The sequence below is a fragment of the Rothia sp. P100 genome, from assembly GCF_023712425.1.
Taxonomy (GTDB): domain Bacteria; phylum Actinomycetota; class Actinomycetes; order Actinomycetales; family Micrococcaceae; genus Rothia; species Rothia endophytica.
The window spans coordinates 364,241-382,707 of sequence record NZ_JAMAYG010000003.1; the positions used below are offsets into that span (position 1 = coordinate 364,241).

The window sequence follows — 18,467 nt, forward strand, 5'->3', positions numbered from 1 at the left end:
TACCCTGTCATCAGCGATTTAAGGCTGACTGGATCCTCACTGGATTGTCACACTTCGAGACACACCGCTCATTTCAGGAGCAGCCACCGCTTCCGCAGGCGCAGTTTCCGCCGCACCCACCTCTGCCTTGATTAGATGTATTAATGACCAGCTCTGCTAACTCTGCCGCATTAGCGATTCCTCGTCCTTCAAGATCCGCTACGTATTCCGAGACAAGATCTCGACCGGCGGATCCGTCTACCACCACCCCAGCGTCCCTGATGAGCTTAAGATCCTCAAAAATTGCTTGTGGTTGGTCAGTTGAAAATTCACTGAGTAGCATGGAATCAATCATGTGCATTGCAAGCGGTTGCAAAGAACGCAAGGTTGAGGTTCGGCTGGTCCCAAGGCGTAAGCTTTTTACCGGTGCCGCTAGGCGGAAAGCAGCCAGCACTCTGAGAGCTTCCATGGGAAGGTGCGGCGCCTGCCCCTGCACAAACTCCACGGTAGTGCGCTGCACCTCGGAGTCAGATGCGATGCCCATAATGGTTTCGGTTAGTTCATCAGCATTAATGGGTGCATTTATCTCCACCAGCACTGATGCAGGTTTGACCATATTTTCAGAACCCAGTAAATTGCCCGCTTCTAGGCTGTTTTGAAAAAACAATCTGCGTTGCTCGGCAGCAAATTCAACGAGAGCGAAGGTAGCCGCAGGGCTTGCGGTCAGAATGCCGTGGATGTCTTCAGCCGTGGCGTTACCGCCTGCGCGCACTTTAGTGGTGAAATCTGAAAAATTGAAAGCCATAGGTCAAATCTACTCCTGCACAGCTCAACTTAAAACTGGGAAGTGGGCGAAGACGTAAAGAATAGGCAACAATAAGAGGGTGCCCTTAAATCGTGATCGAATTCTTAATACCGCTTTTACCCTGCTGAACCAGTATGGTCTTGCGGATCTCTCTATGCGACGCCTAGCTACCGAGTTGGGTGTGGCTCCGGGGGCACTTTACTACCATGTGAAGAATAAACAGGAGCTGCTCGCTTCCCTTGCTTCGCGCATTCTTAACGATGTCCCTTTCCCTGCCGAACAGGGGGAGATAGATAGAATTTTCGCTGATGTATACAGTCATCTGATTCCTGTCAAAGAAGCTGCAGAAGTAGTCAGACTGGCGCTAGCCCTAGACCCTCATCAGCTACAGTTTTTAGATCATCTGACAATCTACCTCACCCATCACACCGGTTCTCAACAAGCCCCTTTAGCGGCACTTACACTGGTACATGTGGCGCTGGGTTTCATCGAACAGGATCAGACCCGCTATTTGTTGGGCAATTCCCCTCCTCCTACTGAAGCCCCTCTCCCCTATCGGCAAGCTATCCGGGCAGTATTCACGGGGTTTTTGAAATAACCTCACACGGCAGTACGTTATACAAGAGGTTTACCTCCGGAAGAAAAGAGCACCCTTGACTATTCGCGTTGAACCCCACTGGGCTACCCTGCCAGATCATGCCGCAGAGGTAGAAACAGTGCGCGCCGCCTTCATCGAAAAATACGGGGTTGAACCCGATGGCGTGTGGTCAGCTCCGGGGCGCTTGAACCTCCTGGGTGAATACATTGACTTTTTGGGTGGTTCTTGCATGCCCATGCCCCTGCCCTATCGCACCTATGTGGCGGGTAGGATGCGCACGGACGGGGTGCTCCGCGCATCCTCGGTGCAAATGCCGGGGGACGACCGCACGGTGGTGGTGCGTGAAATTCAACCGGGTACTTTCAAAGGGTGGTTTACCTACGTAGCCGGTGTCGCCTGGGCCATGAATCATGAGGGCGGGCGAGATATTGCTCTTCCACTCAATTTTGGTGCCGATCTTCTCATTAACTCCAAGGTCCCGGTAGGCGGCGGTCTCTCATCGTCAGCAGCCCTGGAATGTTCAACTGCCCTCGCTCTCCTTGATCTTTCCTGCCCCTTGCGCGCGGGGTGCTCGGCAACAGACGCACTACCTTCTGACCTCAGTCCCACCAATGATGCCCTGCGAGCCCGCCTGGCCCAGGTCTGCATCACAGCTGAGAATGTAGTAGCAGGAGCTCGCACAGGCGGTCTTGACCAGACGGCGTCCCTCCGATCTCAGCCGGGTAAAGCCCTGGTGATTGACTTTAGAGATTTTTCTATTGAAGCGGTTGAAGCCGATGTAGATCAGGCTCACTTGAGCTGGCTCGTCATCAACACCAACACCCCCCATAAACTAGCGGGCGGTGAGTTTGCGGCTCGACGGGCAGCTAATGAAGCTGCCACGGCAGGCATGGGTCTTGATTATCTCCGCAACGCCCTGCCCGCTGATCTTTCGTGCGCGGGGCTCAGTGAGCAGCAGGCCAAGAAGTGGCGCCTGGATTTGGTGGATTCGACGGTCAACCGTGCCCTCGCAGCCCTCGATGAGTCAGCCGATAAACCAGTCTTTCCACGCGGCTGGTTGCGCCACACCTTACACGATATGACGCTGGTTGAACGCGCCGCTTATCTCCTCAAAAATACCGAGCTCTTGGGCGCCACCGCATGGGAAGAACTGGGGCGTCTTTTTACCGAATCATTTGTATCTATGCGTGATGAGCTATGTGTCTCACGTCGAGAAATCGATATAGCTGTAGACGCCTGCCTAGCAGCGGGTGCGCTAGGCGCCCGCATCGTCGGGGGTGGTTTTGGCGGAGCGGTCATGGCATTGATTGACAGCGATAAGCTACAGCATGCGGCTGAAAGAGTTGCCCTTGCCTATGCGCAGCGGGGCTTTGCTGCCCCTGAGTTCCTCCCTATGGTGGCAGGCCAAGCAGCGAACAGGGACCTCTAAGTCAAACAGAAGTCCCTGTTTCACCCATCTAAGAAACATGGACTACGGGCCGGTACTGCAAGGTCTTTTCTGCCCGTCGAAGTACCTCGTGGACCGTCGATGCGATTTGTCCCTGCCCAAAGAGTACAAAGGCAATGTAGTTTTTGAGGGGTGAACCGGCCGCCCAGTCCAGGTAGATATGCGGCACCTGCCCGGTTATATCTCGCACGGCAAGAGAAAGGGCTGCAATGCTGTTAGCCACCGAAGATCCAGAAGCACTGAGCACCTGATACCCGCCTTCATCTAGACCATGCACCACGAGTTCTGAGCTGAAGTTGCTGGGGTCCTCCACAGCAATTTCAACGAATATGATGCGGGCATCAGCCTCTAGGTTATGAGCCCAACGCTCCCGGGATAGTTTTTCCCCGTAGTCAGCGGCATTAAAATTATCGGGCAGATGAGCGATCAGGTGCAGAGGTTTGGAGCTGCACGCTAGTAGAGCCAGCGCCGACTGGTCAAAGTTTACGCTGTCGATTCGCAACTCGTAGGAGCGCAGTGCCCGGGAGAGAAGCGAGAGAGAAACAACTCCGCCAATAAAGAAAAGGGAGATACGTAAGCCATCGGGTCGTTCAAAGATATTAGCAATGGTGGTGTAACCAAAGATAATCGTGGCAGAGAGGTAATAGAGAAAGGCTGCCCTTTGACGGCGTTTTTTAGCGGAAAGAGTGACCGCTACGGCAGCACTGGTCATAAGCACTAAAACACCGGTGGCGTAAGCGCCGCCTTGAGCTTCAACATCCGCATCGAAAATAAGGGTGACGAAGACGCAGACAGCGCTAAAGACAAGAACCAGGGGGCGCGAGGCACGCGTCCACTCTGGTGCCATGCCGTAGCGCGGCAGATATCGAGGGACGAGGTTGAGCAGCCCCGCCATAGCGGAGGCCCCAGCAAACCAGAGGATAAGAATGGTTGAAATGTCATAGGCTGTGCCCCACCCTTCACCCAGAAGGTCGTGCGCCAGATAAGCAAGCGCCCGACCATTAGCATCTCCACCCTCTTTAAATTCCTCCTGAGGGATAAGAAGGGTGGTAGCGAAAGATGAACATATCAAGAGCACACTCATGGTCAGGGCGGCTGTTGTGAGAAGCTTTTTTGCGCCGCGTATCCTGAGGTCACCTTGGTCAGTTTCTGAGCATTTTTTGCTACCGATTTGGGGCATAACCACCACACCGGTTTCAAAGCCTGAAAGTCCCAAGGCAATCTTGGGGAAAATCAAAACCACGAGCGCCAGAGCTAGCCAGGGATTACCATTTTGCGCAGTGAGCGCGTACCACCAATTACCGGTGATATGAGGAGTATGCAGTATTTCTATGAAGCTAGCACCAATCACCAGTAGATTGAGAAGAATAAAGATAGCTACCAGCACCACAGCGACGTTAATGGTTTCGTTGAATCCCCGCAGAAAGACGGCCGTGAGTAGGGCTAATAAGCCAAGGGTCAGTACCATGTGGTGACCGCCCAGCGCAGGAGCTACCAGTGGGTTAGCTTCCAGGTGCGCAGCAGCGTCAGCGGCAGAGAGTGTAATAGTGATGACGAAGTCGGTGATGGTGAACCCGAGCAGGATGAGCACAAATATTTTGGCGTTCCACTTTGAGAGGAGGCACTCGAGAAGATGGATGGAACCGGCACCCCGAGGGCTCTCTTGAGCAATGCGGCGATAGATGGGTAAGGCAGCTAGCAGAGTAACAGCAACCAGTATGAGGGTAGCCAGTGGTGCAAGCAGTCCCGCGGCGAGAGCCGCGAGGGCCGGCTGATAACCAAGAGTAGAGAAGTAATCTACGCCCGATAGACACATAACCTTCCACCAGGGATGGCCATGGTGGGTGTTATTTCTACCGTGCGGGCCCTGAATTTCAGCGGTAAGCTCAGGGGAATCATGCATCAGCCAACGGGATGCACGTGTTTGTGCGTGCTGAATCAAAGGGTGAGGTGTCGGCTCGGGGTCACTGTTGTGAGAGCGAGTCGAGATTTTGTGCAAAAGGGCAGGCACGAGAGGCTCCTAACCACTCATAAATCTCATAGGCGGTTCAATGGAGCCGTCTGAAGAAATAGTGTACGCCTGTAAATATCTAGCTGGGGAGTAGTTCCTTTTTCTTCACCGTGTTTTCGTTAGCTTTCCTTCGAACATGCTGGGGTTTACCCTAGATTTTTCTATCTTTTCGAGATAGATAGTTTATTTAAACACATTTCTTGCGTAGGCTTAGTATCAACGGTAATCCTTCGGGTGAACCGTCCACATTTCCTGTAGAAAGGGGTAAAACCATGGGTTTCGATCTCAACAACGCCATCAATGACAACGTTGACAAGGCCAAGGATACCGTCAATGATAAGGCTGGCAAGGAGGTCGTCAACGACGATCACGCGCAGCAGGCTAAAGACACCATTAACGACGCAGCCGGCAAGCTCAGCGAGCGCTTCGGTAAGTAAAAAATTTCAGGTTTTTACAGTGCAGGGCCAATCATCTAGGCAATAGATCATTGGGTTCTGTTTTTATCCCCGCTATCTGAGCGGGACAGAAGGGAGCTACCTCATGGCTGAAGATAACAAGATTGAAAATGGTGCAGAGAATTTGGCCGGTAAGGCTAAAGAATTCGGCGGTAAGGTTACCGGCGATAGCCATCTTGAAGCTGAAGGTAAGACCGATCAGGTCAAGGCCGGCATCAAAGACAAGGTCGAGGACATCAAAGGTGCCGTTTCAGGCGTAACTGATTCCCTCAAGAAGGACTAAGTTTATTCCTTGAGCGGGAGGTAACTGTTAATAGTTACCTCCCGTTTTTTGTGCCAGCACCCAAGTATCACTGTCGATAGGGCTGGGAATAACATTGATGGGGTAGATGTTCAGTAGAGTATTATCACCCATGACGTAGCAAGGAGTACATCCCATGAACCGTGAAATAAGCACCCACGCTGAGGCTGAAGAATTTGTAAAGAAGGGCGGGGTAGCAATCTATTGGCGCCCTGGTTGCCCTTTCTGCCAGCGTTTAAATGATGGTCTGGGAGAGATAGGAGACCGTGCCCTGTGGGTCAATATTTGGGAAGACGCCGACGCTGAGGCTTATGTAAAAAGTGTTAATAACGGAAATGCAGTGGTACCTACTGTGCGCACCTCTGATGAAGCTTTCGTTGCCTCGGCCTTTTCCGCTCCGAAGTCTGTCGCTGCTCTCATTGAATCTTCGATTAAATAGATTTCAGAGGAACCCCTATAGATCTGCAGGGAGGGCTCTGAATCAACTAGCCAGAGCCCTCTCATGAAAAATATTACTTCCTAGTTATGTAGTGCCATATAGAGGTTAAGGGTGCTGGCGTATGCAACCCAGAGACCATAGGGCACAAAGAGCCCGGCAGCTATTTTGCTCACGGAGGCAAAAACCTTAATGCTCACCATAACCGTGAGCAGTAGCAGGTAGATAACCACTAAAGCCACCCATAGACCCGCTACACCGTAGGTGGGGTAGGCGCCAAAAAAGAGCGGGCTCCAAACAGCGTTGAGAACCAGCTGAATGCCGTAGAGAATAAAGGCTTGTCGTCGCTGGCGTGTAACTGTAGAGCGCCAGAGCAACCATCCCGTTGCACCGATCATCACGTAAAGCAGAGTCCACACGGGGCCGAACACCGCGTTAGGTGGCGCCCAGGGTGCCTGATCCGCTGAAGCATACCAACCATCGACCTGATCTGCGGTGAGAAAACTGCCGGTAAAACCGATTGCTAGAGGAACTGCAATGAAAAGCAGCAAAGCAATACCATTGCCAAGCCAGTTAACTTTCTTCATATGTAATGTCCTTTATTCGATGGGGTACTATTCGGAAGTTACACTGCACTTTCCCACCAGTAGGGCTGAAAACTTGAAATTACATTTTCTACACACCCTGTTCCTGACAGTTATCCACAGGTGGGGATAAAATTGGGGAAATCTCTTACACCGATGTAATTTACTGCGATTTAAAGCCGAACTAGCACTATCCACAGCCTGTTAACACTATTGAAATTACACTCATGTAGTTATTAACAGCTGTGGATAGATCCTGTGGATACTTATTTCCGTTTTCGAGGTTCGGGCAATCCGTTCAGTAGGGTGGCTACGATAGCACCCGTTACTAACCCTCCCAGATGTGCCTCCCAGGAAACTCCGGGGAACATAAGCCCATAAACAAAGTTGATAGCCACCAGCACCATAATCCCGCTGGTACTCTGCCTGCGAGCGCGTGCCAGTGCAAAGAAGGCTCCAAAGAGACCAAATACCCCACCGGATGCACCCAGGACACTGGTGGTCATGTCCCCGTAATCACCCCAGAAGCGGGCAATAAGATGCACGGCAGCTGATCCTCCCAGGATTGAGAGCAGGTAGGTCGATAGGAATTTCCAACGTCCCAGAATTGGTTCTAGCGCCTGCCCAAAAAGGTAGAGGGAGAACATGTTGAGCGGTAGGTGGGAGAGGTTGCCCAGCGAATGCAGGAAGCCGGAGGTTAGAGCTCGGTACCACTCCCCCGAATATTCAACCCAGGCAGGATTGTAAAGCCCAAAGGTGGAGACGCTGGGGAAAACCCACTGTAGAGCCCACACCAGCACGTTAAGAGCAATGAGAGCGTAGGTCACCACCGGTTTGCTACGGGTTGTACGGCTGGCGGGCTGGGCGGCGCGCACCTGTTGCCTACAATCCACGCATATCATGCCCACTTCTAAGGGTATCTGGCATTTTCCGCAGGCCAGTCTGCCGCAGCGCCCGCACCGTACGTAAGTTACCTGGTCCGGGTGGCGTGGGCAGACCGATTGCTGATTGTTGTTATAGCCGTAGCTGGCGGGCTCGCTCACTGGCGTCCTTTCTTGCAGCCTTGCCGCGGGTATAAAGTAAGTGCCCGACCCGATAAATCGGGCGGGCACTTACGTGATAAAGATTTTCTAACGCTTAGAGTTCTTCGATGTCGACTGAGGAGAGAATGACGTCCTCAACGGGGCGGTCCATAGCACCGGTTGCTACGCCTTCAATAGCGTCAACGACCTTCTTGGAATCCTCATCAACAACTTCACCGAAGATGGTGTGGCGGCCGTTGAGCCAGGGGGTTTCAACGGTGGTGATGAAGAACTGTGAGCCGTTGGTGCCGGGGCCAGCGTTTGCCATGGCCAGCAGGTAGGGCTTGTTGAAGCTCAGTTCGGGGTGGATTTCGTCCTTGAACTGGTAGCCGGGGCCGCCGATGCCCTGGCCCAGGGGGTCACCACCCTGAATCATAAAGTCGCGAATAATGCGGTGGAAAACGACGTCCTTGTAGAGGGGACCGTTCTCTACTTCACCGGTGCGGGGGTGGCGCCATTCCTGGGTACCATCGGAGAGACCGATGAAGTTCTTGACGGTCAGCGGCGCGTGGTTACCGAAGAGGTTAACAACGATGTCGCCGTGGTTAGTGTGAAGTGTTGCTTTAGCAGTTGCAGTCATGTTCCCCATTCTGTCATGCCATCCTCCACAGATGCTAGACATAGACTGCGCTTTTGCACTCAGCGAAAGATATGTAGGGGGGAGAAAACGTAAAGAGGTTCACGGTTTCTACTATGAGCTGCAGTCAAGTGCAGTATTTTAATGATATCTAAATTATGAAATCTAATGTTCATATAATGAAATTGTGGATAAGTTAGATTTCATTATTCCTTTTGAAAGTGAAATTTAACAATGAAAGAGTCCTATACTCACGGGCACCAAAAACCAGTCCTCAATGCACACCAGCAGCGTACCATCGATAATTCTGCGGCCTATCTCAGACCATATCTCGCCCCGGGCATGAATCTGTTGGATATTGGTGCCGGCCCCGGCAGTATCACCGCAGATTTTGCACGGTTAACTGGCAAGGTAACAGCCACTGAAATTGGGGAGGAAGAGTTAAACCTCTGCCAAAGACATCTTCTCGATAAGGGCCTGACCGTGGAACAAGGAATTTCGGCAAAATTCTCCGTAGAAAACGTACATCACCTCAGCTTTTCAGACAATATTTTTGATATAGCTCATGCGCACCAGGTTATTCAACACGTTAGCAATCCTATTCAGGCTCTCACAGAAATGGCTCGTGTAGTAAGGCCTGGTGGGTATGTTGCTATTCGGGACGCCGACTACGAGAGCTTTTTCTGGTTCCCTGCATCATCCAAAATTTCACGATGGCGAGAACTTTATCTACAGGTTGCTCGGAATAACGGTGGGGAACCAAGTGCTGGACGCAGACTTCTTTCGTATGCTCGGCAGGCGGGTTTAAGCGGAGCACGTTTTACAACTTCCACCTGGACATACACGGGTGAAGAGGCTCAACAACTGGCCTGTTCATGGGCTGAGCGAATAGAACAAACTGCCCTAGGGCAACAAATTGTTGAGACAGGGCTGACTAGTATTCAGGAATTGCAAGAGGTGGCTCAAGAGTGGAGAGAATGGGGTTCACAGCCTGGCGCTCTCTTTGTCATCCCGCACGGGGAACTTCTCTGGCAGAAACCCTAATAGGTCCGTAAAAGTCTGTTTCGATTCGAATAGTCCCGCTGGGGGTGAACTCTGAAGCTTATTCGTAGGAACGTAGATTGAGCCAACATGACGGAATTTCGCAGTTGATAGATAAAGGGACATGGTCTTTAGCGGGCAGAGAACACCAGGTTTCTTTTCGTATATAAACTGCTTTTTACAAGCATATTTCGTAAGCTTATGAATAACAGTTAACCGCTGCGTCCTTCGCGGCGCTGAAATCAACCTGGAGGTAGAGACATGGCTCTAACCAAAAATGCTAAGGCTAAGAAAGCTCAGAAGCAGGCAGAGAGATTCTTTGCAAAGGCTCAGAAGAAGACCGGCAAGAAGGCAGACAAACTGACCAAGCTGGCTGACAAGAAAACTGCTCGCGCTGAGAAGTTCACAGCCAACAAGTTTACTGATCTCCAGAAGACCGCTGAGAAGCACGGAAAGAACGCAAAGAAGACCACTAACTCAGTGGCTAAAGACGCTCACAAGAAGCTGGACAAGGTGCAAAACACCCTGGTGAATAAAATCCAGCACACCATTGATGATGTCACCCCGGTAGTTGAAGATGCTGTGGCAACTGCCCGTGTCAAAGCTGCTGAAGTTGCTGATACCGTTGCTGTTAAACTCTCAGACGCTGAAGTTCCTGCACCGGTCAACACCGTTGCGGCTAAAGTAACTGGCGACAAGAAGGCTGTAAAGAATGCACAGAAGGCCGCTGTAAAGGCTGCTGCCCAGTTCGCTAAGGAGCAGAAGAAAGCTTCTAAAAAGAGCGGCAAGGGTTGGCTAGTTCTGGGGCTGCTGGTTGCGGGCACCGTTGCTGGCGCTGCTGCTTACAAGGCTTCACGCCCCGTCGAGGATCCCTGGAAGACCCCCGCTGCATAAGTTTTGTGTTTGAGGTAGCGGTTTATAGCTAGCTGAGAACGCCGACGCATGAGAGATAATGCGTCGGCGTTTTTGCATCCGTCAAAAACTACAGCTTATCCAGTTTTCATCGACGGGCCTATCCGTGAATGATAAACAGATGATTATCTACTTCTCCGACCCTCCTACTGGCGAGCAGCGTGGTATCTCAGGGGTCTTTTTCTGGGCATAAAAAAGAGGCTCAGTCTTTCGACTGAGCCTCTTCCATCACATTTAATTCGGCAATGACTTACTCTCCCACACCGTCACCAGTGCAGTACCATCAGCGCAAAGAGCCTTAACTTCCGGGTTCGGGATGGGACCGGGTGTTTCCCTCTTGCTATAATCACCGAAGAGTGGAGGCGAGGGGACTCGAACCCCTAACCCCCTGCTTGCAAAGCAGGTGCGCTACCAATTGCGCCACGCCCCCGTAGGTGCATATAAAACTATACTACACATTTTTTACACGTGCAAACATAAGCTTACCAAACATGGGTTAGATAGACCACAGTAGAATCACTACATTTCCTAAAATACTGCTTTAGCACACCCCTTTAGGCTCTCATTGTGTCGGTCCTTAAAATCAAAAGCATGACTATCACACCACAAAATATCGTCCATATCGTCGTGATGGGCGTCAGCGGCACCGGAAAAACAGAGCTAGCCCACCGTTTGCACCATCGCACCGGTTTTAGCTTTGCCGAAGGCGATGATCTACACCCGGCGTCCAACGTCCAGAAGATGAGTGCGGGCAATCCACTTACCGATGAGGACCGTGCGCCCTGGCTGGCTGATATCGCCGCATGGGCTACCGAACAGGCAGCACAGGGCAAGAACACCATCATCACCTGCTCAGCTCTTAAAAAGCAGTACCGCAACGCTTTGCGCACCGCACCTGGCCGCGTGATTTTTCTGCATCTCACAGGCTCCAAAGAACTAATTGCAGACCGCATGACTCACCGACGCGGTCACTTTATGCCCACTACCCTGCTTGACTCACAATTAGCGACCCTCGAACCCCTCGAGGCGGACGAGTTAGGTTTCACCCTTGACATCACTCCCCCGCTGGATGACATCGCTTACAATGCTGAAAACACACTGACACAAACCTACGGAGTAAACTTCTCATGACCATCGAAGACTGGACACAAACCCTAACAGCAGGGCCCCTACTGGCTATTGCGGCAGCAGCTGTAGCCCTGCTTCTTGTGCTCATCATGAAGTTGAAGGTGCACGCCTTCCCCGCTCTTATTTTGGTCAGTGTTCTCACCGCAATTGCAGCGGGTATTCCCACCGCCCAGGTGGTGCCGGTTATGCTCAGCGGCTTCGGCAGTACGCTGGCATCCGTCGCACTTCTCGTAGGCCTAGGCGCCATGCTGGGTATCCTCATCCAGACTTCCGGCGGTGCGCAAGTGCTTGCCCACAAACTCATCTCGGTCTTTGGTGAAAAGCGGGCACCTATCGCCTTGGGTGTGACATCCATGCTCTTTGGCTTCCCCATCTTCTTTGATGCCGGGCTGGTGGTCATGCTGCCTATCATGTTCTCGGTAGCTCGCTGGGTAGGCGGTTCTATGCTGTTCTACGGCATTCCCGTGGCAGGTGCTTTCTCGGTCATGCATGTCTTCACTCCACCCCACCCCGGCCCGGTATCAGCTGCTGCCTTCTTCAACGCTAACGTTGGTGTCCTTCTGCTGGTCGCCCTGGTAATTGCAATTCCCACTTGGTATCTGGCGGTTTACCTCTTCAGCCGCTATATCGGCGCTCGCATCAATCTGCCGGTCCCCGCTCTCTTGGGCATCGATGAGGAGCCGGACGATCCTAAAAATCCGCCTAGCTTTGGCACCGTCCTGTTTGTTCTTCTACTACCCATGCTGCTGATTTTTATGAACACCGGCCTGAACACACTAGCCACTTCGGGTATTCTCGCAGAGGACGTCACTGACCAGACCTGGTACCAGACCCTGCGCATGCTGGGGGAAACACCTGTTGCCCTTCTCATCACCACACTGGTGGCCATGTACGTACTGGGCAACCGCCGTGGCGTCCACAAAAAGCACATCAACACCACCATGGAAGGTGCACTCCCCGCTGTTTGCTCGGTTATTCTGATTACCGGTGCCGGTGGCATGTTTGGTGGCGTACTGCGTACCTCGGGTATTGGTGCTTCACTGACCGATGTACTGGGCGACATGGGTGTGCCCCTCATTGTTGCTGGCTTTATCATCTCGGGTATCCTACGTGTTGCTCAGGGTTCAGCGACCGTAGCCCTGACGACCACAGCTGGTCTTATTGCTCCGGGCGTCGAGGCCGCAGGATACGGGGATCTCCAACTCTCTGCTCTGGTCATTGCTGTCGCCGCTGGATCGGTGATTCTCTCTCACTTCAATGACTCCGGCTTCTGGCTGGTCAGCCGCTTCTTCAATATGGACGAAAAGACAACCTTCAAGACCTGGACGGTGATGGAAACCCTCATTGGCCTCGTTGGTTTTACATTGGCTCTGGGCATTTTCTACGCCGCAACCTTGATATAAAAACCCAGCGTCTCCACGCGTCACCCAAAGCGCCACCCTTCAACATCAGGGTGGCGCTTTAGTTTAAGCACTTAAGGTTATACGGGATTGATCCTAGTCAGCGACCCCAAAGAGGTTAAAACCGGTGTAGGCATAGAGGAAGTCTTTTGCAATCCACAGAATACCAGTGAGAATTGCCAGCGCCAGCAGCACAAAAATAGCGTAGGCAGCTACCCTAGCTAGAGGGTGCTGCACTTCAACCTTTACGGTACCGTCAGCAGTTTCAGTGGCTGTGCCGCTCACAAGCCGCACGGCAACCGCATACAGAATGGGTAGACCTGCCCCAAAGACAAGTCCAGCCAAGAACACGGGATAAATCTTATGGAAGATTTCAGCGAGAAGCATTACTGACCAACCTTCTGTATGACGGGGAGGGATTCAGTATGCACTTCACGGGTTCGCACGACTTCACCGGCATGCATATCAATGTGGCTAATAGCGCTCTTGCGCGAATGTGCCCACATCCAGGCGCAAAATCCGACCAGAATCAGAAATACGGTTGCTTCCCCCATCCAATCACTACCCGTGAAGTGGTTGATGTAATTACCGACGAACCATGTCAGAGCACCAACACTGCCTGCGGCGGGGAGGGTAATAGTCCAGGCAACTACCATGCGCCGGGCAGTCGACCATTTCACTGCAACACGGCGTCCCACACCTGAACCGATGATAGAACCGGTAGCTACGTGAGTAGTCGAAAGAGCCATTCCGAAATGAGAGGACGTCAAAATAATGGCAGCAGAAGAACCATCAGCAGAGAAACCCTGAGGGCCTTCGATATCGACGATACCCTTACCCAGAGTTTTGATGATGCGCCACCCACCCAGGTAGGTTCCCAGGGCAATAGCTACCGCACAGACCAGGCGAACCCAGAAGGGTATATCCGCCGACGGATCGATTTCCTGTGCCGCAACGAGGGCTAGGAAAATAACACCCATGGTCTTTTGAGCGTCATTGGTACCGTGTGCTAGCGACATGAGAGAAGCAGCAGAAATCTGACCAAAGCGGAAGTTTTTCTTCTTACGGTTCTCAGGCACTGCCACTGTAACGCGGTAGACCACCCTGGTGCTGATATATGCGATGATACCGGCAATGAGGGGCGCTAGAAGAGCCGGAACGATAATCTTCATTAGCACCCCATTCCAGAGCACTCCGCTTGTTCCCAAGGATGCTAGTGTCGCACCAATTAGCCCTCCAAAGAGGGCATGAGAGGAGCTAGAAGGCAATCCCAGCAACCAGGTGAGAACGTTCCACAGGATGGCGCCTACTAGACCAGTAAAGACGATAAGCATGAGGCTTGACCCGCCCCCTGCAGTCTCTAAGTCCACCAGCCCCGTGCCGACGGTCTTAGCTACTTCGATGGACAAGAAAGCACCGACGAGATTAAGGGAAGCTGAAAGAGCTACGGCAGTCTTAGGCTTGAGAGCACCGGTTGCGATGGAGGATGCCATGGCATTCGCGGTGTCGTGAAATCCGTTGGTGAAGTCAAAAGCCAGCGCGGTAAGTACCACAATGACCAGGATGATGAGTTCTGTAGTCACCCAATGATTATGCGCCTATTAACAGTATTTAGGAAACATCTGAAAGATTGCAGGTAAACCCCAGACAGCGTTTTGTTTAAGGATTAAAAAACACACAATTCACACAGGGGTACCCCTCCGGATCCCACCCTCGATTCCACCAAAATAGCTTTTGACGTGAGAAAATGTTCCTTAAATAAATCCAGGACGGTCTATAAGTAGGAAGGTTCATGTGGTTTTACGAGCCTTGCCCCATATAATCCCTCAAACCCTGCTTCGCTCGTTAACCTATTATTCACTTTAAAGCGGTGTGGGTTCCCCCATAACCTTCCCCTACAACAAAAAGAAGAGGCCCAGTCTTTCGACTGAGCCTCTTCCATCACATTTAATTCGGCAATGACTTACTCTCCCACACCGTCACCAGTGCAGTACCATCAGCGCAAAGAGCCTTAACTTCCGGGTTCGGGATGGGACCGGGTGTTTCCCTCTTGCTATAATCACCGAAGAGTGGAGGCGAGGGGACTCGAACCCCTAACCCCCTGCTTGCAAAGCAGGTGCGCTACCAATTGCGCCACGCCCCCATATAGGTGCAACCTATTAAATTTTATCTGTAGCAGCTTTCCAAGAGCTTTTATTCTCTTGAGAGTCCTTCGCCTTCTTAGTTACAACCGCTGCTACGACTGCCGCTAAAGTGATTGCCATGAATTTATTCATTTCAACCTTTCAACCAAGGAGAGTGGGCGTACCAGGAATTGAACCTGGGACCTCTACATTATCAGTGTAGCGCTCTAACCATCTGAGCTATACGCCCTCGGTGTTCAGATTTTCACCAGAACGAAATATAACTTTACACAGATTCACACAGCTTGCCAAATCGAAAAAGCATGTTCTGGGTCACAAAAATACCCGGGGTATTTTAAACATCTTCCGACCAAAAAAGATGGTCCCCTCCTCATGCCAGCAGGGGACCATCTTTCTTCAGTGAAAACTTTATTCGTCCGTCAAGGTAACACCAACGCCACCCACCAGCTTGGCAGCGACGTTGTACAGCATGGCCGCCAGCGTCCCCAGGAGGGTAAAGAGCACTACATTAATCACCGAGATAATGGTGGTATAGAGCGCTACCTGCCCCAGCGATAGATACTGAGAGATATCTACCGCGCTACCGGTGGTCCCCAGCAGGGCCAGAATGTCATTCAGGCTCTGGAAGGCACCGGTGGCCTGCATAACCAACCACAGGATGACCGACGCAACAACCGTTACGATACCTACAGCCACAGACAGCAGGAATACCAGCTTGGCGACTGAGAAGGTATCAACCTTAGCGACCACCAGGCGAGCGCGGCGGATCTTCGAACGGGGTGCGGGGCGCACCAGGGGCTTACGTGAAGCACTCCCCTTAGACTGCGCCGCTCGCGCGTTGCCAGCCCTGGGTGCGGGGCGCGGAGCCGCGCCTGTGCTGTTGGTGCTCACTAGTTACCTCCGTGTGCTTCTACGGTTTCGGCTTCCGCCGGTGTGCTCTTGTTTTCTAAAGGTACTTCATCGGCACCGTTTTCGGCACTGTTATCGACTTTTTCTTCGGTGTCTTCTACATCATCAATGTTCCGCTCGAAGTTGCGGGCGACCTCTAGAATCTCATCATTCTTACCGGGCTTAGCGAAGATAACACCCATGGTGTCACGACCCTTAGCGGGAACTTCGGATACAGAGGTGCGCACTACCTTGCCGGATTGCATGACGACCATAACTTCATCATCCTCACCAACAATGAGCCCACCCACCAGGTCTCCACGGTCTTCGGCCAGCTTGGCGACCTTAATACCGAGACCACCACGACCCTGCACGCGGTACTGATCCACCTGCGTGCGCTTGGCGTAGCCACCTGCAGTAACGATAAAGACATAAGAATCATCGGTGACGACGTTAGCCGATAACAATTCGTCCCCATCACGGAACTTCATGCCGGTAACACCGCTAGTCGCACGGCCCATGGGGCGCAGTGCCTCGTCAGTGGCAGTGAAGCGTAGCGACTGACCCTGGCGGGAAATGAGCATGAGGTCATCTTCAGCCGAGGCCAGCTGAGCCGATACTAGCTCATCCCCCTCGCGCAGGTTAATGGCGATGACACCAGCGGTGCGGTTGGTGTCGTAATCGGACAGGGCAGTCTTCTTAACCAAACCGTTTTTGGTAGCGAGCACCAGGTAGGGGGCGTCCTCGTAAGATTTGAGCTCCATGACCTTGGCGATGGTTTCATCGGGCTGGAAGGCCAGTAGGTTAGCAACGTGTTGCCCCTTGGCGTCACGCCCCGCTTCCATCAGCTCATAAGCCTTGGTGCGGTAGACCCGGCCCAGGTTAGTGAAGAAGAGGATCCAGCTGTGGGTGGAGGTGACAAAGAAGTGCTGGACCACGTCGTCCCCGCGCAGGGAAGCTCCCTTAATACCCTTACCGCCACGGTGCTGGCTGCGGTATTGGTCGCTGCGGGTGCGCTTGACGTAGCCACCGCGGGTAATGGTAACCACCATTTCTTCTTCGGGGATGAGGTCCTCCATGGACATATCCCCGTCGTAACCCATCAGGATCTTACTCCGTCGCTCGTCACCGTAACGGTTGACGATATCGGTCAGTTCCTCGGAGATGATGGTACGCTGGCGATCCTCAGAAGCAATAATGGAGTTATATTTATCAATCATGCGCATCAGCTCATCATGCCGATCCTGAATCTTCTGACGCTCCAAAGCGGCCAAGCGGCGTAGCTGCATATTCAGAATTGCCTGGGACTGAGCCTCATCAATATCCAGGAATTCCATTAGCCCGGTGCGGGCTTCATCAGCAGTGGGGGAGCGACGGATCAGGGCAATGACCTCATCCAGGGCATCCAGTGCCTTGAGAAGACCGCGCAGAATATGCGCTTCCTCTTCTGCCTGACGCAGTCGGTAGCGGGTGCGTCGCACAATTACTTCGAGTTGGTGGTTAACCCAGTGGCGAATGAAGGCATCGAGGGAAAGCGTGCGGGGCACGCCGTCTACAATTGCCAGCATGTTGGCTGAGAAGTTTTCTTGCAGCTGAGTGTGCTTATAGAGGTTATTAAGCACCACCTTGGCTACAGCATCGCGCTTGAGCACAATGACCAGACGTTGACCGGTACGGCCCGAGGTTTCATCGCGAAGGTCGGCGATGCCGGTGATTTTGCCGTCCTTGACCAACTCAGCAATTTTGATGGCCAAGTTATCGGGGTTGGCCTGGTAGGGGAGCTCAGTGACGACCAGGCAGGTGCGACCGTGAATTTCTTCGACGTTTACCACTGCGCGCATGGTGATAGAACCACGACCGGTGCGGTATGCCTGCTCAATTCCCTTGTGGCCCAAAATGGTTGCACCGGTAGGGAAGTCAGGGCCCTTGATGCGGGCAATGAGTGCTTCGAGTAGCTCCTCGTTGGTAGCCGCGGGGTTTTCAAGGAACCACTGCACACCCTCTGCAACCTCACGCAGGTTATGCGGGGGGATGTTGGTTGCCATACCCACAGCAATACCTGATGAGCCATTAACGAGCAGGTTGGGAATGCGCGAGGGCAGGACGACAGGCTCCTGGTTCTTGCCGTCATAGTTGGGCTGGAAGTCCACAGCGTCCTCATTGATGTCACGCACCATTTCGAGAGCCAGGGGAGCCATCTTGGTTTCGGTGTAACGGGGGGCTGCTGCACCGTCATTACCGGGTGATCCGAAGTTTCCCTGACCGAGAGCCAAGGGGTAGCGCATGACCCAGTCCTGAATGAGGCGAACAAGGGTGTCATAAATTGCCGAGTCACCGTGGGGGTGATACTGACCCATGACCTCGCCCACGACGCGGGCGCACTTGTTGAAAGAGCGTTCGGGGCGGTAGCCACCGTCGTACATCGCGTAGATGACGCGGCGGTGCACAGGCTTGAGACCGTCGCGGACGTCAGGCAGTGCGCGGCCGATAATAACGGCCATGGCGTAGTCCAGATAGGAGCGTTCCATCTCGGAGCGCAGGTCTACTGCCTCGACCCTACCACCGGCGGGGTTTTCGATGACATCGCCTTCAAGTGGTTCGTTTGAGCTGTTGTTCTGTTCGTCGCTCATCATAATCCTTCGTTTGATTCCTTGATTTTAATATTCTTCTAAACACATA

The 18,467-nt window shown here is 52.7% G+C and carries 19 protein-coding genes, 3 tRNA genes and 2 rRNA genes; 9 read left to right on the plus strand and 15 right to left on the minus strand.

Annotation, left to right across the window (positions count from 1 at the left end):
* Nucleotides 1–73 precede the first annotated feature (73 nt).
* Nucleotides 74–784 (minus strand): hypothetical protein, encoded by a 711-nt coding sequence (locus M3668_RS08865; protein WP_251380484.1) that lies wholly within the window; start codon nt 782–784, stop codon nt 74–76.
* 79 nt (nt 785–863) lie between these two features.
* Here M3668_RS08865 and M3668_RS08870 point away from each other — a divergent pair, with 79 nt between their 5' ends.
* Nucleotides 864–1,382: a TetR/AcrR family transcriptional regulator gene (locus tag M3668_RS08870; RefSeq protein WP_353055974.1), complete on the plus strand. Its 519-nt coding sequence runs from the start codon at nt 864–866 to the stop codon at nt 1,380–1,382.
* Nucleotides 1,383–1,437: 55 nt separating this feature from the next.
* On the plus strand, nt 1,438–2,811 hold the full coding sequence (locus M3668_RS08875) for a galactokinase (RefSeq protein ID WP_251380485.1): 1,374 nt from the start codon (nt 1,438–1,440) through the stop codon (nt 2,809–2,811).
* 28 nt (nt 2,812–2,839) lie between these two features.
* Here the strand turns inward: M3668_RS08875 and M3668_RS08880 are convergent, their stop codons facing one another.
* Nucleotides 2,840–4,732 carry an amino acid permease gene (locus M3668_RS08880; protein ID WP_285835860.1) on the minus strand — a complete coding sequence of 631 codons (1,893 nt, stop codon included), beginning with the start codon at nt 4,730–4,732 and terminating at the stop codon, nt 2,840–2,842.
* A gap of 380 nt (nt 4,733–5,112) precedes the next feature.
* Here M3668_RS08880 and M3668_RS08885 point away from each other — a divergent pair, with 380 nt between their 5' ends.
* From M3668_RS08885 to M3668_RS08895, 3 genes are all read left to right on the plus strand, one after another.
* The gene (locus M3668_RS08885) at nt 5,113–5,277 is read left to right on the plus strand and encodes a ribosome recycling factor (protein ID WP_251380487.1); all 165 of its coding nucleotides are present in this window, start codon (nt 5,113–5,115) and stop codon (nt 5,275–5,277) included.
* A gap of 103 nt (nt 5,278–5,380) precedes the next feature.
* On the plus strand, nt 5,381–5,578 hold the full coding sequence (locus M3668_RS08890; protein ID WP_251380488.1) for a CsbD family protein: 198 nt from the start codon (nt 5,381–5,383) through the stop codon (nt 5,576–5,578).
* Between the two features lie 154 nt (nt 5,579–5,732).
* Nucleotides 5,733–6,035 carry a glutaredoxin domain-containing protein gene (locus tag M3668_RS08895; protein WP_251380489.1) on the plus strand — a complete coding sequence of 101 codons (303 nt, stop codon included), beginning with the start codon at nt 5,733–5,735 and terminating at the stop codon, nt 6,033–6,035.
* An 80-nt stretch (nt 6,036–6,115) separates the two neighbouring features.
* On the opposite strand, the gene M3668_RS08900 is transcribed toward M3668_RS08895, so the two are convergent.
* From M3668_RS08900 to M3668_RS08910, 3 genes are all read right to left on the minus strand, one after another.
* Nucleotides 6,116–6,619, minus strand: coding sequence for a TspO/MBR family protein (locus tag M3668_RS08900; protein ID WP_251380490.1), 504 nt, complete (start codon nt 6,617–6,619; stop codon nt 6,116–6,118).
* Between the two features lie 263 nt (nt 6,620–6,882).
* Nucleotides 6,883–7,518 carry a rhomboid family intramembrane serine protease gene (locus tag M3668_RS08905; RefSeq protein ID WP_251380491.1) on the minus strand — a complete coding sequence of 212 codons (636 nt, stop codon included), beginning with the start codon at nt 7,516–7,518 and terminating at the stop codon, nt 6,883–6,885.
* 235 nt (nt 7,519–7,753) lie between these two features.
* Entirely contained in the window at nt 7,754–8,287 is a 534-nt protein-coding gene (locus tag M3668_RS08910; RefSeq protein ID WP_502948961.1) for a peptidylprolyl isomerase, read from the minus strand.
* Nucleotides 8,288–8,509: 222 nt separating this feature from the next.
* Between M3668_RS08910 and M3668_RS08915 the strand changes: the two genes are divergently transcribed.
* Nucleotides 8,510–9,319, plus strand: a complete 810-nt coding sequence (locus tag M3668_RS08915) for a class I SAM-dependent methyltransferase (protein WP_251380493.1) — start codon at nt 8,510–8,512, stop codon at nt 9,317–9,319.
* A 258-nt stretch (nt 9,320–9,577) separates the two neighbouring features.
* The gene (locus M3668_RS08920) at nt 9,578–10,210 is read left to right on the plus strand and encodes a hypothetical protein (protein WP_251380494.1); all 633 of its coding nucleotides are present in this window, start codon (nt 9,578–9,580) and stop codon (nt 10,208–10,210) included.
* Between the two features lie 255 nt (nt 10,211–10,465).
* Here the strand turns inward: M3668_RS08920 and rrf (M3668_RS08925) are convergent.
* Together rrf (M3668_RS08925) and M3668_RS08930 are read right to left on the minus strand one after the other, a co-directional pair.
* A 5S ribosomal RNA gene (gene rrf / locus M3668_RS08925) occupies nt 10,466–10,582 on the minus strand.
* A 3-nt stretch (nt 10,583–10,585) separates the two neighbouring features.
* Nucleotides 10,586–10,658, minus strand: a tRNA-Ala gene (locus M3668_RS08930).
* Between the two features lie 161 nt (nt 10,659–10,819).
* Here M3668_RS08930 and M3668_RS08935 point away from each other — a divergent pair.
* Both M3668_RS08935 and M3668_RS08940 read left to right on the plus strand, forming a co-directional pair.
* Nucleotides 10,820–11,359: a gluconokinase gene (locus M3668_RS08935; RefSeq protein WP_251380495.1), complete on the plus strand. Its 540-nt coding sequence runs from the start codon at nt 10,820–10,822 to the stop codon at nt 11,357–11,359.
* Nucleotides 11,356–12,759, plus strand: a complete 1,404-nt coding sequence (locus M3668_RS08940; protein WP_251380496.1) for a GntP family permease — start codon at nt 11,356–11,358, stop codon at nt 12,757–12,759. Before M3668_RS08935 ends, M3668_RS08940 begins: the two co-directional genes overlap by 4 nt.
* A 93-nt stretch (nt 12,760–12,852) precedes the next feature.
* Here M3668_RS08940 and M3668_RS08945 read toward each other — a convergent pair whose 3' ends face one another.
* From M3668_RS08945 to gyrA, 8 genes are all read right to left on the minus strand, one after another.
* Complete coding sequence (locus M3668_RS08945; protein ID WP_251380497.1) at nt 12,853–13,143, minus strand: hypothetical protein; 291 nt, start codon at nt 13,141–13,143, stop codon at nt 12,853–12,855.
* Nucleotides 13,143–14,339: an inorganic phosphate transporter gene (locus tag M3668_RS08950; protein ID WP_251380498.1), complete on the minus strand. Its 1,197-nt coding sequence runs from the start codon at nt 14,337–14,339 to the stop codon at nt 13,143–13,145. Before M3668_RS08950 ends, M3668_RS08945 begins: the two co-directional genes overlap by 1 nt.
* 367 nt (nt 14,340–14,706) lie before the next feature.
* Nucleotides 14,707–14,823, minus strand: a 5S ribosomal RNA gene (gene rrf, locus M3668_RS08955).
* Between the two features lie 3 nt (nt 14,824–14,826).
* A tRNA-Ala gene (locus M3668_RS08960) sits at nt 14,827–14,899 on the minus strand.
* A gap of 16 nt (nt 14,900–14,915) precedes the next feature.
* Nucleotides 14,916–15,020 carry a DLW-39 family protein gene (locus tag M3668_RS08965; protein WP_251380499.1) on the minus strand — a complete coding sequence of 35 codons (105 nt, stop codon included), beginning with the start codon at nt 15,018–15,020 and terminating at the stop codon, nt 14,916–14,918.
* A 35-nt stretch (nt 15,021–15,055) separates the two neighbouring features.
* Nucleotides 15,056–15,129, minus strand: a tRNA-Ile gene (locus M3668_RS08970).
* Between the two features lie 179 nt (nt 15,130–15,308).
* A complete protein-coding gene (locus tag M3668_RS08975; protein ID WP_251380500.1) occupies nt 15,309–15,791 on the minus strand; it encodes a DUF3566 domain-containing protein in 483 nt (160 codons plus the stop codon).
* A complete protein-coding gene (gene gyrA, locus M3668_RS08980; protein ID WP_251380555.1) occupies nt 15,791–18,418 on the minus strand; it encodes a DNA gyrase subunit A in 2,628 nt (875 codons plus the stop codon). Before gyrA ends, M3668_RS08975 begins: the two co-directional genes overlap by 1 nt.
* Nucleotides 18,419–18,467: the final 49 nt, after the last annotated feature.